This window comes from Limisphaera sp. 4302-co, from assembly GCF_049537155.1.
Classification (GTDB): Bacteria; Verrucomicrobiota; Verrucomicrobiia; order Limisphaerales; family Limisphaeraceae; genus Limisphaera.
The window spans coordinates 38,878-55,551 of sequence record NZ_JBMVQZ010000016.1; the positions used below are offsets into that span (position 1 = coordinate 38,878).

Consider the following 16,674-nt stretch of genomic DNA (forward strand, 5'->3'; position numbering starts at 1 on the left):
AGCTCCAAGCCCTGCCCCGTTCCGATCACGGTTGCACCAGCACCGCGCGGTAGTACCGCTGCGTGCGCCCGGCTGCGTCCGGATCGGTGAATTTGACCTCACCCGAGGCAGGGACGGTCTGGCTCTGCAGATCCGTCCAAGTCCGCAGATCTTCCGAGACCTGCAGCCGGTAGGTCTGTCCCGGCTGACCGGTCAGGGTGACCCGGAACAGCCCGGCCTCACGGTCGTATTCACCCGCCAGCCGGGCGGGGATGATGCCGACCACCTCGGTGACCAAGCTGCTGGCGTTGTCCAACGGATCGAGATCCGTCGTGGCGGCATCCGCGGTTGCCTGAACGGCGACGGGGCCGGTACCGTGCAATCGGAGGGTCAACCGGGCCTGAACCACCGAACCGGGTTCCACCGTGCCGAAGGCCACCTCCACACCGCTCGGTTTGGTGACCGCGCTGCCCTGGGACACGGTGGTTTGCTGGACCTCCGCCCCGGCGGGCAGGCTCACGTTGAGCACGGCCTCCTCGGCCGTTGCCGGGCCATCGTTCACCAGTTCCCACGTGTAGGTGACCAAGCCGCCAGAAGGCACCGATGCGGCCGAGGCTGTGCCGGTGAGACGGAGCGCGGCCAGCGGACTCACGGGCTCGGCCGTCGCGAGCTCCAGGGCCCAGCCGCCACCGATCTGCCCCCGTTCACCCGCCACGTCGTCCGCCACATAGAGCGACCAGGACCCGTTGGGTTCCGAACCGAGCAGACCGGCAAGACCGCCTGCGTACGGGCGTTGCGGAGCGGGCAGCGGCAGGCTGTCCTGATTCTCGTAATCGGTGGCGCGGTAAACGCCGTTGGTGAGCGGCTGACGGTCCGGCAGGTCCACGGTTGCCGCACCATCGAACACCAGTGTGAGATTCGTCACCGCCCACGCACCGCCGGCGTCCGACATGAGCATCAAGGGGCGGCCCGACGGGCTGACCAACAGCACATCAAGGTCGTCCGGATACCCGTGCGTCAGCCCGCGGAGGGTAACCCGCACACCGGTGACCACGCCGGGCAGACCGTCCACATGAATGACGGAAGGATATGGCGTGGCCGGTCCACGCTCGGGAATGGTGATCGCAGCGGTGTTTTCCACCGTCCGTTTCTCGGTGACGCGCAGGAAGCGCGTCAATCCCGGCAACTCGGTCTCTCCGTCCTGCAAGGTCCAGGTGGTTTCGACCTCCGCGCCGGCGGGGCGGTCCACGGTGAAGGTGAAGGCCCGCCACACGATCGGCCCGCCGGGCTCGAGCGCACCGTAGCTCTGGACCGGACCCGGGCCGGCCACACCACCGCTTTCAGCCAGGTGGACCATCAGGTTCTGGGTGGGCAACTCGCCGATGTTGCGCAGGCCCAGTGACAACGTCACCTCCTCGCCCGGATCGAGCGCGCCGTTGGCGGGAGCCACGCTCTCGGCCACCAGCTTCATTCCGGCGATGACGACCTTCGGTTGCGGGGGTACGACGCTCAAGCTGGCCACCGCCACGTTGTCGCCGGGAGCCACTTCGGCCGACCGACTGGTGGCCTCGGCACGGATTTCGCCCTCACCCGCCTGTGCACCCCGGGCGACGATCACCACCTCGGTGGTGACGCCGGGCAACAGTCGCCCGTACCGGACGATCACCGATCCGTCTCCCAGCTCGACGGACCCGCCATCGGCGGAGCCGGACACGAACTCCAAGCCTGCCGGCAGCGGGACGCGCACCTCGGGTTCCAGAGCCACTTCCGGCCCAAGGTTGCTCAGGTGCAACCGCAGCTGCACCAGCCGGCCGATGACGGCGTTCAGACTCGTGGTGTCGAGGGCGAGTTGGAGATCCGCCTGCGGCAGATCCACGGCGATCTGGGTGACGGCCGCGTTGTCCGAGCCGTTGAGATCCACGTCGGCTGACGTGACACCGGTGACGATTTCGTGCAGGCCGGCCAGGTTCGCCCCGGCAGTGACGGCCACTTGAACGCTCCCGCCCGGCGGCAGTTCATCGAGCATGAGCCACACGGTCTGGCCATCCACCCACGCAGATCCCTGGGAACTTTCCACCGCGACCGGTGTCAGCGCAGCCGGCCAGACATTGGACAACAACACGCCCTGCGCCAGGTCGGGTCCAAGGTTCGTGAGCACGAGATTCAGAATGATCGTCTCGCCGACCCGGGCGGGGACGGATCGGGGCGCAACCAGGCGCAGATCCGCGAGCTTGTTGATGGGCGTGACCATGTAGAGCGTGACGCTCCAACCGCCGGCGATCTGTCCGGCATCGCCTGCGGTGACGTCCCGCACGTAGAGCGACCATGTGCCGTTCGGATCGGCTCCGGCAAAGGACGACAGACCCACCGCGTACGGTGCGGCGGGCGCCGGTTCCGCGAAGCTGGCAACCGTGCCATAGGCCGCCGGCCGATACCGGCCGCTGACCAACGCGTCATCCTGCGGCAGCGGCTGGTCAGCCGCCTCATCCAGCAGCAGCGTGGCGTCCACCATGCCGTATGGGGCACCCGCATGGGCCATCAAGAGGTTCTTCTGGCCACGCGGTCCCACCAGCAACACCTGGACGTCCGGCGCATATGTGTGCGTAACGTTCGACAGTGTGAGCATCACCCGCCCCACGGTGCCCGCGACGCCGGCAATCTGGATGACGGACGGATACGGCCGAGCCGTGCGATTGTCGAGGATCTGAACCGGCGCCGGGTTCGAGAAGGTCAACACGGTCGGCAAGCGGAAGAGAAACTCGGCGTCTCCCAGAGGCTGACCGTTGTCCGCCAACTGGAGCCTGGCGCGGACGATGCCGTCGGCCGTGGGACGTGCCGTAAAGGTGAACGACCGGCCGACCGGGAGCCCGCCCGCCTGCAGCACCCCATAACTCTGCGGGCCGGACGGATTGTCCACGCCGTCTCCTGGCAACAAGGTGGCCACCAGATCGGTGTTGTCCACGTTGCCCGCGTTCCGGAGTCGAAGCACGAGGGTCACGGTTTCGTTTTCGTCCAAGGCGCCGTTTGCAGGTTGGAGCGATTCCGAAACCAGGGTCGCGCCGGCGGCCTCGATCCGGACGAAGGGTTCCGCCACCACCACCGCCACGGTGGCCCGGTTGTCCGCGTCCACGGGATCAGCCTGGATGGCGGCCACATCCACCCGGAGGGTGGGGCCGCCACCGGCCGACACGGCCGTGAACGTCACGGTTGCAGTTTCGCCCGGCAGGAGGGTTCCCAGCGCGGCTGTCCAAGCGCGGCCGGCGCCGGACACACGACCCTGGGAAGTGAAGTTGGAAACGACGGTCTGGCCCTCGCTGAAAAGTGCGTTCAGTGCCACGGCTGACGCCAGGCTCGGCCCGGCGTTGCTGACCGTCAGGATGTAGTGGAACGGTTCATTGACGACTGCGGGATTGGGCCGGGCTTCGGCTCGGAGGACGAGATTCGCCGCCGGGCCCACCACGGTACGCACTTCGGTCACATTGTTGGTCGGGAAAGGATCGCCCTGCAGCGCGACCGCGTGGGCACGCCACAGGAGTGTGCCCTCGGCCGCGGGTGTTCCCTCCAGCAGCAGCTCGGCCTGTGCACCCGCACCCAGCGAGCCAACAGTCCAGACCAGGCCGGAAGAGGTCGCGCTCCAGAAACCTTGCGAGGGTGTGATGGCACGCAAGATGTAGCTTGGCGAAAGCTCATTGGTGACTCTCACACCGGATGCGGGAGAGGGCCCCAGGTTGCGCACGCGCAACCGGTATTGGAGTGGCTGACCGCGCAAACCGGATGCGGGGTCGGCAGCCGCCTCCAGGACCAGGTCGGATGCCTGGGGCATCGCTCGCGTCACCACCGTTGCCTCGTTGTTGCTGAGGTCTCCGTCCGGGTCCAGCGACGTCACCACCGCGCGAGAGGTGAGTGTCCCGGCCTTGGCCGGCAGGGTGGTCACCCTCAGTTGGGCGCTCATGGCGAAGGGCAGATCGCCCACGTTCCAAACCACCGTGTTCCCTGCGGGAGTGACGGTGCCCCGACCCGGTTGGGAGCTGATGTAGACGACGTCAGATGGCAGTTCGTGCCGGACCACGGTGGAGCGGCCTGCCGAAGGTCCACGGTTGGTGACGGTGATGGTGTACACCAGGTTGCTGCCCAGGAAGACCGGGTCCGGGGTGGCGCTCATGGTGACGGCGAGGTCGGCGCCGGGACAACTTCCGCCGCCGTCGGTACACTCGGCCGGCCAGAGGAACAACGACCAGCACTCGATGGCGCCGGTGTCGAGCTGCTCCTGGTCGACCACCCGCAATCGCCAGGGGCCGTTCAACGCATCGCCCGATTTGCCCACCAGGGTGGCCAACGGTTGTTGCGGGCGGAACGTCCCGATGTAGGGCGGGATGCCCACGGTAATGGAGAGCGGTCCGTCATCGTCGAAGGTGGTGCGGCGCCGGTCCGGGCTGCAGGCCACGCCGTAATTGTCGCCGGAGCCGCCATTGCTGTCGCTCAACAACACGCTGGTGCCGTCGGGAGCGATCAGTTCCAGCCGGAGATCACCCACCCAGGTGTGTGTGATGTAGACGGAAACGGCCACCTTCCGCAGCGCCGAGGGGATGTTGGACACGACGATGGTCGAGGTGGCGCCGGCCGGGTCGTTGTCCGGGATGGGGACGCGCTGCTCGCTGTCGAAGCGTTGCACCTCGCCCAGCAGGCCGGTGTTGAGGGTCCAGGTCTGCGTGACCTGTTCCTGTTCGGATTCCAGAGAGACCTGCAGCACAACCGGTGTTCCGCAGACCAGATAAGGCGCGGTGCTGAGTTGGAACGGCACCAGGTTCGTACCCACGGCCAGCGGCGGAAGATCCACGTAATCCGACTCCCGCACGCCCAGGCCCACGCCCGGCGTGGTGGTGGTCACCCGGGCGCGTACGCGCGTGGCGGTGAAGTTGTTGAAGTTCGCGACCAAGAGGTAGAGATCGTTGCACTCGTTGTTGTCCACCAGTCCGTTTCCGTTGCCGCCGGCGACGATGGCACCCACCACGGTGAGTCCGGGCGTGTCATAAGCCTCCACCACACCCACGGTGGTCCGGCTGTCGGGCGATCTGGCGCTGAAGCCGAGCCCGCGCTTGGCGAACCCGGTCCACAACTCCCGGGCATTCCGGCCCCCGGTGGCCACCAGATCCGCCAGGATGATGGCGTCACGCGCCTCCACGAAGTTGGGGTTGGGCGGGCAGAGTTTGAGACCGTCCGTCACCAACTGCAGCATCAGCTCGTTGCCCGGGTAACCGTATTTCCGGATCAGATTCGCCCGGACCTCCCACAAGATGGCGCACCACACCTCACCCTGATTGTGTTCCTCCGAAGCTTCCTGTGGATTGTAGGGCCAGATCGGATTGCGCGGGATACCGGGGTAAGGGCTGATCTGGTTGGGATCAATGTCCTTGAAAGTAAGCGGGTTTTTGGACATGTCGGTGGTGTAAGGATACCTGCGGATCCCGAAATAATAGTTCTCGCGCAGGCCCAGGAGTTGGTACGTAACATAACCGCCCATCGGGTAGACGCCGTCCACGTTGTCGCCGGGCTCGCTCAGCAGCGACAGCGCATAAAAGTCCGACCAACCCTCTCCCAAGCCGCGGGACTGCAATGCGGTCATGCCGTTGCCGCCACCGACCAGGCGCGTGGTCAGGCCGTGCGTGGCCTCGTGATGAATGACCTCGGCATCCAGATCGCCGTCCCGGTCGGGCGTCGGAAAGTCCCACAGAAACATGGCAATCTGCCCCGGGCTGCCGTCGGGTGAAGGGATGAAGAATGCGTTGTTGAAGAATCCGGCGTCCGCGCCGCTCTGGACGTAGCCGATGATGGGGTCGTTACCCAGGCCGCCCCGGCCGAAATTGTCCCGTTGAAAATTTCCCGCGCTTTCCGTGAAGCCCAACTGGTACAGCCGGTCATGATACCAGTTGACCCAGTAAAACATCTGCACGATGGAGGCGTTTGTGTAGTTGATCGGTTCCTGGTTCAGGTCGAGCGGAAAGTCGAACACGCGCGGGGGATTGCCCTGCGGCCGCGGCCCGTCCGGCTGGAAATCGAAGTCCCGGTCGAGGAAGCAATCGGCGTTGTTACCCATCGTCTCGTTGTCGCCGTCGTTGATCCACCCGTTGGGCGAGGCGGTGACGTCCAACGCGCTCAGCGTGACCAGGATCCGGTTTGTATAAGGTGGCTGCGCGGGGTTCGGCGTGTCCCACCCGGGGGTGAAGGGCGAGGGACTGTCGCTTGTATAAACCCGGTAAGACGCGTCGCTGATGAAGAAGGTGGTTTGCCGACGCAGCCATAGCTCGCCGGTTTCGGCGTCCACGACCATTTGATACACCTCCGGCGTGCCGGGCTTGGGGAAATGAACCTCCCAGGCGGGTCGCAACCGTGTGCCATCCACTGGCAGCCAGACTTCACGCATCAACAGGGGCCGACCCCGCAGGAGGTACCGGCGGTACCCGTCACCCACGACCGCGCCGGTGTCGGTGGCTTCCCCGGCCACGCCTGCCGCGCCTGCGGCTGCGGCCGCCTTTTCCAATGCCTGCGCCTCCCGCACACTCGTCTGCCCGAGCCGCGCCGCCCAGTTCGGGGTGCCAAGGTCGGCTGCGGCGGCCGGATCGGCGACCATGCGACTGGCGAGCGTAACCAGCTCTCCCCGGGCAGTGAGGTTGGCGATCAAATCGGCTTCAAAGACCGGTCGCCCGGCCAGTTCCTGCTGCCAGACAACCGTGCGGAGTCCGCTGTGAGGGCTGACGGTGTCCCGGACGCGCCGGGCGTGGTCCAGCACTTCTCCGCCGTGACCGAACACGTCCCGATGGGCATCCAAAAACGCGCGCACGATCGCCTCGGGATCGGCCGGTGCCACCGCCGCCGCCCGGGGACCCGCCCACGTACCGGCGACTGCGGGTGTGAGGAAACCCGAAAGACGCCGGACGAACCGGGCCGATCCAACGACCGGGTCGACGTCCACTTTCGTACCCGGCAGTTCCTGTTGCAGCCGTGCCAGCGCGGCTTCGCGTCTGGCACGCTCGGCGGGTGCCACTCCCGGCGTTCCGCGCAAGTCCTGGTCGGGCAAGGCCGTCCCCCGGTCTCGCGGCAAGAGGGCGAGTGCCTGGGGCAGACCACCCAGCCAGCACGCCAGCACCAATCCCGTGGCGGCCCGGACCGCCCCGGTCCATCGTCTCCACACTGGCCTGTTCATCGGACGCTTCACTCGGTCTAAATCTCGTTCCATTGACGACTTCGGTCGGCCGGGGACCGCCCGGCCGGCCGCAGTTTCAGGCGTTGACGCTTCTCCCAACCGGTCACGGGCCCATGCGCAGCCGGAAGAACCCGCCGGATCCGTCGAGCGGCAGGTTCACCCGGTAATGATCCCCGTCGAGAACCGGCATCACCTGCACTGGCACCCATTGCACCGGTGGCGTGAGCGTGTCGGCCCGCTCCAGCACCACGTTGCCCGCTGTCACCGGCCAGCGCAATTCGAGCTGACCGTTGGTCACCCGGGCGCGCAATTCGGTACCTGTGACGGTCGTGCGCACGGTGGCGACGTTGTTGGCCTTGGCCGGGTCATCGGTGGCCGAGCCCACATCCACCCGGACCGGGAATTCACCCGCCACAGCCGGGCGAACCGTCACACGCACCATCATGCCTGCGCCCGCGCCCAGGTTACCCAGGTCACGGAAGATTAGCTGGTTACCCTGCTGGAGATACACACCGGGCGCGGTCTGCACCACGGCGAACCCTGCCGGCAACCGGTTGGTCAGGGTGACACGCTCCGCGGTGGCCGGTCCGTGATTGGTGATCCAGGCGGTGTAACTGACCAACCCGCCCAAGGCGACCGGATCCGGTTCATCCGCGAGGAAGACCTCCAGGTCGGCGCGCGGCGACAGGACCTCGACCTGGAGGTCGGCCGTGTTGTTGCCGGGGTGCGACTCTGCCTGAGCCGACCATGCACCCACCGTCCAGCTCAACACGCCCGGGTTGTCCGAACGCAGCACGAGTGTCGCCCGGGCATCCTGATCCATGGCCAAGTCGCCAACCGACCACCGTACGGTGCCGTTGTTGGTCTGGATCTGCCCCTGAGTGACCTGACTGCTCACCAGGACGGCGCCCTCCGGCACCAGGTTGGTGAGGTTGACACCGGTCACGTCCCACGGACCGTGGTTCCTCACCTGCAGGGTCAACACCCAGTTGCTGCCCACCACCGTGCTGGCGGCTGTTTCGGCCGTCACGGAGAGATCCGCCTCCGGCAGGAACCGCCCGCTGGTCGTGATCTGCAGGAGCCAGCCGTTCCGGATGTGCCCGGACTGGGCGGGAGCGTCATCCCGGATGAAGAGCCGCCATTGCCCGTTCGGGTTCGTGTCGTTGAACGCCGACAAGCTGGTGGCGTAGGGCGGTTCGGGCGCGGGCACATCCAGGAGGTCGAAGGCGCCGTAGTTGGTGGGCTTGAACGTCCCGCTCACCAACGGGGCCGTCTCCGGCAACGGCTGGGCCGCCGCGTCGTCCAAGGTGAGGGTCACGTTGGTCACCCAGTAACCGGCACCCGCATCGGACATCACCATCACCTTCCCGCCCGCGGGGCTCACCAGCAGCATGTCAATGTCGCTGGGCCGCGCATGGTGCAGGTTGGTGAGCGTCACCACGGTCTTGCTGACCACGCCCACCAGGCCCGTGACGCTGATGACCGACGGATACGGCACCGCCGCGGCGTCGTCGCGGATTTCGATTTGCGCCGTGTTGGAGAAGGTGGCGGTCCGTGTGCCGACCAGATAGCTGAACGTCACCCGGCCCAGGTCAAGGTCACCGTCCCTGACGAGGAAGACCGCGCGGACCAGGCTGCCGTTGGTTCCCTGGACGGTGAAGCTGTAGTCCCGGGACACCGAGGGGCCGTTCGGTGCGAGGGCGCCGTAACTACGGGCCGGCCCGGGCTGGACCACGCCGTTGGTGGCCAGCAGCGTGGCCACCACATTGCCCAGGGGCACCGTGCCGGCGTTGCGCATGGCGAAACGGACCGTGACGCGTTCGCCCGGATCGAGCGCGCCATTGCCGTTGGGATCGCTGAGCAACTTCGATCCGGCCGGAACCACCACCCCGCCATCGTTGTCCACGATCGTCACCGTGGCCGATTCGGGCGCCACCAAAGTGGCCGGGCCGGTCACGTTGAACAATCGGACACTGAAGCTTTCGGTCCCTTCCTCGTCCGTGTCATCCAGCACAGACACCGTCAGAGTCTGCCTCGCCACCCCGTTGGTGAAGTTCAGACGACCGGAAGCCTGCACGTAATCCTGCCCGGCGCGGGCCGAGCCATCCTCGGTCCGCCATTCCACCGACACCGGGGTGTCGAGCACGCCGGTCCGTTCGACGGTGAGCGTCACGCTGACGCCGCCTTCGGAGATCGTGTAGGCGGGTTCGAGGAACCGCAACCCGGCGTCGTCATCCACAATGCTGATCGTGGCGGTGGAGGGCTCCACCACCGAGGAGTTGCTGTCCGGGTTGACCAGCTGGAAGGCGAAGGTCTCGGTTTCCTCCACAAGGGTGTCGTCCAAAATGGGCACCACCACCTGTTTCATGGATTCGCCGTTGGTAAACACGAGCGTGCCGGCCGTGGTGGCGAAGTCCTGCCCGGCCACGGCCGAACCACCAACGGTCGTGTACCCCACGCTGTTGGTGCCGTGCAACGAACCGACCCGGATCACCTCCACGACCACGTTGGTGGCCAGGCCATTGGTGTGACTCTCCGCGACCGTGTACCGGTTTGTCGCGAGCTTGAACCCGGCATCATTGTCCAGGATGACCCCGACCGCCGTGGGTTGGATGATCTCCGTCCCCGGGCTGGGCTGCAGCAGGCGCAGCCGGAAGGTTTCATCGCCCTCGACCAACCGATCCTCCAGCAGCGGCACGCTCACCGACTTGAGCGACTCACCCGGAGCGAAGCTCAAACTGCCGCTGGTGGCGACATAGTCCCTGCCGGCCGTGGCGCTCTCGTCCTCGGTGGTGTAACTGACCTGAACCGCCCGGTTGGTGTCACCGACGCGACGGACCAGGAAGGTCAGGCCTCCGTCCGCTTCGGATGCCAGGAACGTGGGCGCGGCGAAGCCGAAGCCGAGCTCGTCGTCGGCAATCGTCACGACGGCATTGGTCGGGCCCTGCAGGCGGGCGCCACCGGTCACGTTGGTCAGCACCAGGAGGAAGGTTTCCTCGCCCTCGACCAGGCTGTCGTTGAGGATCGGTATCAGGATGACCTTGTTGGTCTCGCCGTCTCCGAAGGTCACGAACCCGCCCGAACGAACAAAGTCCAGTCCGGCCGTGGCGGTGATCTCGCGCGTCTCGTATCCCACGGTGACGACGCCGCTGCGACCGTTGGTCCGGACCAACGGGATGGCCACCTGACCGGCGGCTTCACCGGCCCACACGTTGCTCTGGACGAGTCGGATTTCGCCCGGCGCACGTTCGTCGTCCAGGATGGTCAACGTGGCCTCGAACGGACTGACCAGGAACCCGCCGGTCACGTTGGTGAGGGCCATGGTCACGGTTTCCTCGCCCTCGGGTTGTGCATCGTCCAAGATCGGGATGAAGACAAACCGGGTGGTCTCACCGGGCAGGAACGTCAGGGTGTTGGTCAGATGCACGAAGTCCGTTCCCGCGGTGGCAGTTCCGTTCGTGGTGGTGGTGAAATCCACGACCGTGGTCCGCTCCAAGTTGCCCTGCCGTTGGATCGTGATGCGGGCCAGCCCACCCGCCACGTTCTCGCTCACGGCAAAATTCGGCTGCGAGAACGAAACGCCCGTGTCATCGCTGACAATCTGGACCTCGGCAATCGGCTGGTTCCCCAGGGCCAATCCCGGCGCACCGGCCGGCGAAAGGTTGGTGATGCTCACCCAGAAGCTGCGAGCCGGGTTGAGCTCGAAGTCGTCCACCAGCGGGATCTGGACTTCGGCAAACACCTCCGCTTGCGGGAAAGCAACCTCGTAACTTCCGCCGACGTAGTGAACTTGGTTGGTGGCAGTCCCGTCCGCGGTGGCGAACCGGGCCCGTACCGGCTGGCCGTCAGGTGCGTTGGCGGTGCCGCCACGCCGCCGGAGGGTCACCACGGCATTTGTCTGGTCCTCCCAGACCACGAACCTGCCCTTGGCGAATTCGATCCGGCCGCTGCCGGAGACGGAGCCACCGTAGATCCGGGCCAGCCGGCGCCGGGGTTGTCCATCGTAGGTTTCGAATCCGCCGCCCAAGATGATCTTCCCGTCCGGCTGGACCAGTACCGCAGCCACGAATGCATCGGCACCGGCGCCGAAATTGATGCTCGGATCGGCCGAACCGTCGGGATTGAGCCTGGTGATCCCGCCGCGGGTCACGCCGTTGCAATGCCGGAAGGCGCCGCCCACGACAATTCTCAGATCCCGCTGCAATGCCAGGGCCCAGACCGTGTCATCCGCGCCGGCGCCCGGATCGAAGGTCGCGTCCACGTCCCCGTTGTCCAGCAACCGCGCCAGACGGACCCGCGTCTGACCGTTGACGTTGGTGAACGAGCCCCCGATGACGATCCGTCCATCCGGTTGGAGCAGGACGGCACGAACGGCTCCATCGGGGCCTGTCCCCACGCGGAACGTGGGATCCACGCTGCCATCCGGATTCAGTCGCACGATGCCCGGGCTGGTCCGGCCGTTGAACTCTGTGAACTCACCTGCCACCAGGATCTTGCCGGCATGAACGCTGTTGGTGGGGTAGGCAACCACCGCGTAGACGGTGCCGTTGGCACCCGTGCCCGGATCGAAACTGGTGTCCAATGCACCGTTGGCGAGCAGCCGGGCCACACCTCTCCTCCCCACGCCGCGATAGGTCGCGAACGCCCCGCCCACAACCATCCGGGGTTGACCCTGCCACCAGCTTTCAGCCAGGGCGAACACCGGCTGGTCCGGTCCACTACCCGGATCGAATGTGGTATCCACCACACCATTGGTCTGAACCCGGGCGAGGAATGGTCGGGCAAGGCCGTTGACCTGGCTGAATGCACCGCCGATCACGATCCGGCCGTCAGCCTGGGGGAGCAGGGCATTCACCGCGCCATTGACAGAGGCGGAAAAGCTCGGATCCAGCGACCCGTCCCCTCCGTTCAACCGCACCAAGCGCAGGCGGATGGCGTCGTTGGCCAGGGTGAAATCACCCGCGACCAACAACTTGCCGTCCGGCTGCAATCCGAGCGCCAGGACGGCGTCATTGAAGTGACCCGATCCGAACAGCGTGTCCAACTCGCCAGCCGGCTCGTTTACACTTTCATCGTCCACGATCCTCAGGATCGCCGTGGCCGGCTGGCCCAGCGCCGAACCCGGGTTGGCCCCGGAAAGGGTCAGTGTGACAAAACGGTCAGCCGCATCCGCAAACGGGCCGTCCAAGATCTGGATCTCGAAACTCTTGGCCGTCTCGCCGGGACCGAAGCTCAAGCTGCCGTTGGTGGGCACAAAATCCGTGAAGGGCACTGCCGTGCCCGGTTCGGCCCGGAAATTCACGGTGACCGATCCCGCCGCACCGTCCGTTCGCACCACCGTGATCAGGGCTTTCCCACCGTTCTCGTTGACGCGGTACTCGGCGTAGGGGAAGGCCACGAATCCCACCCGGTCGTCGTTGGTAATCCACAGCGTACCGACCGCTTGCGGGCCGAGTGCGCCGGGATTCGGCACGCCGTTCAACATCGGATCCATCAACCGAAGCACGACCGTTTCGTCCGGTTCGATCGCGCCATCATCCACCAGCGAGACCCAGAAAGTCTTCGGCGAGACATCTCCGTGGGCCCAGGTGAGAACCGTGCTCACCGGCAGGTAGTCGGAGCCGGCCGTGGCGGTGCCGTCCTCGGTAACCGCGGTCACCGTGAGGGTCCCGCTGCTGCTGCCACGGCGTGTGACCGTGACCTGAACCCGGCCTGATCCCTCCAATCCACCCACCACGGGCGGATCAAAGTTCAGCCGGCCACCGGGCGTGTCGTCATCCACGATGGTCAACACCGTGTTGCTGATTCCGCCCACCGCGACACCAATCAACCGCAGGCGCACGGTCTCATCCGGCTCGACCTGGCTGTCGTTGAAGATGGGAATGACAAAGGTCTGGTTGGTCACACCGTTGAGGAACGTCAGGGTGCCCGAACGCGGCTGGTAATCCGTGTTCGGCGTGGCTGTTCCGCCGGGCATGACCTCATACTGACAGGTCAGTGTGCCGAAGCTGCCGTTGGTGCGGATGACGGTGATGACGGCCTGTCCGGCGCTTTCCAGCACCACGAAGTTCGTGGAGGCAAAGCCCAGCACACCGGCCTGTTTGTCATCGTCCACGATGTTGAGCGGCGCCCGGGACCGTCCGAGCGCCCCGCCCAGTGGAATGTTCTCCCCGCCCAGGAAGAAGACATCGGCAAAGGTCGGGCTGGCCAGCCGGAAGGTCGTGTTCCGGTCGCCCTGGCTGATCTGATCGTTCAGGATGGTGATGTTCAGCCAGCCCTCACGGTAATTGAAAAAGCGCTGGCCGAAGATGGAGGTCGGCACGAAGTTGTCGCCGAACAACCCGTCGCTCATCATCCGGGTCGTGGCGCCGGGCTCGTTTGCCGGCCAGGGTGCCTGCCAGGATGTCAGGTAAATCGGCGGCACGGCGTTGTAGATGTAATCGGTGCCGCTTCGTGCCAGCCCGTCCTCCACCTCGAAATTGGCGCTCAGATAGCCGAGGGCGCCGTTGGTTCGAACCAGGTCCACCGACAACATGGACTGGTTTTCGTTGGCGGTGTAGGAACTCCGGGCAAAGCCAATGTTGCCGGGTCCGGGTGTTTCGCCGCCCACCAGGCGGGCGACATTGGACCGGTTGCGCACGCCATCGCGGGACTTGTGCTCGATCCATAGGTTGGGATCCCCGTTGGCCTCCGGCCGGACCAGCGCGGATGCCTGGCCGCCACCCACCTTGTCAAACAGCCCCGCAATGAGGACGTTGCCGTCGCTCTGGATCTTCGTGGCGAAGACAATGCCGCGCGGGTCGGCGAATCGCGCCCGGAACAGTCCCGCGAACTGGTTGTAGGCAGTATCGAGGAAGGTCGTGTCCAACGTGCCGTCCTCGTACAACCGGGCGAAGCTCCGGCGCGGCGTGCCGTTGTAAGTATCGAAGCTGCCGCCGATGTAGATCCGGCCCCCGGCCAGTTCAATGGCGTAGACCGGACCATCCGTGCCGGTGCTGCCCGGATCGAAGGCCGGGTCCAACGCGCCGCCGGCCGTCAACCGCGCCAGATTGTTTCGCGGCTGCAGATTCACACTCGAGAACTCTCCGCCGATGAGCACGCGGCCGTCCGGTTGCCGCCGGATCGCGAACACGCGACCATCGGTACCTGCACCGGGATTGAAAGTGGCGTCGAGACGACCGTCATCCAGGAGACGCGCGATCCCGCCGCGCACCACGCCGGACACACGATAGAACTCGCCGCCGATCAGCAACCGGCCGTCCGGCTGCAGTTCCAGCGCCCAGACCGGACCGTCCGGTCCCACGCCGGGATCAAAACCCGTGTCCACGGAACCGTCACGGTTCAGCCGAGCCACGTACGGGCGCGGGATGCCGTTGACCGCGGTGAACTCACCGCCGATGTAAACCTTGCCATCCGGGGCCACCGCCACGGCCCACACCGCGCCGTTCGGCCCGTCGGCCGGGTCGAAGGTCGGGTCCAACGAACCGTTGGCGTTGATCCGCGCCACGCCCACCCGACGTTGCCCGTTGTAGGAGGCGAATCCGCCGCCGATGACCCATTGGCCACCGGGTGAAGCCGCAATGGCGGCGATGAAGGCGTCTGCGCCGGTGCCGGGGCTGAAACTGGTGTCCAGGGAACCGTCCACGTTCAACCGTGCGATCCTGGACCTGCCGATGGTGTTGTACGAGGTGAAGTCACCCACGATGATGGCCCGGTTGTCGGACTGCAGCGCCAGGTCGTACACCACCCCGTCGGTACCGGGGTTGGGCAGGTTCGGCGGCGAGGTGGTGACCGCCGGCACCATCGTCGCTCCAAAATCCGGATTGTAAAACTGGTCCACCGACCCGGCCGGCGGGTCGCGATCGTCGAACAGGATGGTTACCGTGGTCTGGTTGATGGTTCCGACCAGCGTGGGTCGGTTGTCCACGTTGCGGTACAGGAACAACTGAAAGTCCTCATTGAATTCCGTCAGTGTGTCGTTGGTCACGATCAACTCGATTTCCTTCACACGAAAGTCGTCCTGGCCCCAGTCCAAGCTCCCCCCTCCGGGGAAGCTGTAATTCCCGAGCACCTCGAAGTCCGAGTTGGTGCCGTGGATGCCAATGGGATCGTCCGGGGGCGTCGGTGTGGCACAATCGGAGCCAGGTTGAAGGGGGAATATGTTGTTGTCCAACTCGGCCGGATCCGCCTGGTCCCCGGATCCCAGGAAGTTGTTCACGCGATACCGGAGGGTGACCGATTCGCGGTTGGTGCCGGAGCGCATTACCCCGATCCGGACCCTGGCATAATATTCGTTCACGTCCTCGGGCGTCCGGTACGCCACCCGGGTGAAATTGAAGATGGCATTCGTGGGCTGGAACAGCAGGTCGGGAGGATCATTCGTGCCGATGGCCTGAAAGTTGCGCTGCCAAACTGGATCAATGTCGGTGTCCAAGATGCGTACCAGGATGCGGCCAAAGGCACCGTCCACACGTGGCGGGGCCACCTCGAGCGATTCATTCGGATCCGGGCGTGCATTGGACAAAACGACAGCAAAGGACCGGTTCGTGTTCGGCAGCATGTCATCCGGCACGATCCGAATCAGAATCCGCTTGGTCATCTCGCCATGATCAAACACCAGGGTTCCCTGTACGGGGATGAAATCCTGGAATGCGACCGCCGGGATTTCCTGCCCCGGTACGAGGACCTCGTCCTCGGCAATCTCCTCGGTGGCGTAATCCACGAGCATCCGTCCGCTGGCGCCTCCCACGCGCGTGACGGTCACCAGCACACCGGGCACTCCGAACCGGTAATAGGTCTCGACAGTGCTGGCGTCTTCCGTGGCCAAACTCTCCCATTCCGAACAATGAACCACCGGGACCTGCCGCGGACCCTCCGGAGTCAGGGCTGTGGCGATATCCTCAGTGGCAAATCGAAAGACACCCCCCGAATGATAGGCCCAACTCAGGATGACGTCCGCGCCGGCCTGCGGCAGCAGGCCAAGCTTCAGGCCGACGGCGATGTAATAGGTGCGACCCTCCTCCGCATGGAACCGGAGTGCACTGGGCCGGCCTGTCAGAAAGCCGAACAGCGAACCCAGGTTTCCGTAGGGCGTTTTGGCATATGCTACCGGCGGCGCATCGTCATTTGCCGCCACCTGCCGCAGCTGTTGCAGGGTCTCACCCGTATAAACGGCCAGCACCGTGTCCGGCCCACCCGGGCTGGCCAGGGTGTCCCAGGTCACCTCCCCGCTGCGCGGTGCGGTCCAGCGGTACCAAATCGAGGGGACGGGGAATCCGGCATGACTGGGCTCGCCGATTTCGAACGTCGCCTGATCCAGGCTGCCCTCGACCGTGCCGTGGATGCCTGTCAGTTCCTCGGCGGCAGTGAAGTTGTCGTTGGCCGGCTGGGCCCATGAGGCAACCGACCAGCCAAACGCCAACCCGCAGACGAGCCACTGCGTCCAGCGGCGGGTCCAGCCGTTTCCGGGCTTACCTGTCAATCTCCTCATAGTT

The 16,674-nt window shown here is 65.7% G+C and carries 2 protein-coding genes; both read right to left on the minus strand.

Annotated elements, in window-relative coordinates; genetic code table 11:
* Positions 1–25: 25 nt before the first annotated feature.
* Entirely contained in the window at positions 26–7,180 is a 7,155-nt protein-coding gene (locus tag ACPDIX_RS13810) for a M36 family metallopeptidase (protein WP_423432385.1), read from the minus strand.
* Positions 7,181–7,283: 103 nt separating this feature from the next.
* The gene (locus ACPDIX_RS13815; protein ID WP_423432386.1) at positions 7,284–16,670 is read right to left on the minus strand and encodes a Calx-beta domain-containing protein; all 9,387 of its coding nucleotides are present in this window, start codon (positions 16,668–16,670) and stop codon (positions 7,284–7,286) included.
* Between the last annotated feature and the right edge of the window lie 4 nt (positions 16,671–16,674).

Bases quoted from the DNA above. Each gene is read 5' to 3' on its own strand.
- ACPDIX_RS13810 (WP_423432385.1), bottom strand. From the start codon at position 7,180: ATGAACAGGCCAGTGTGGAGACGATGGACCGGGGCGGTCCGGGCCGCC.
- ACPDIX_RS13815 (WP_423432386.1), bottom strand. From the start codon at position 16,670: ATGAGGAGATTGACAGGTAAGCCCGGAAACGGCTGGACCCGCCGCTGG.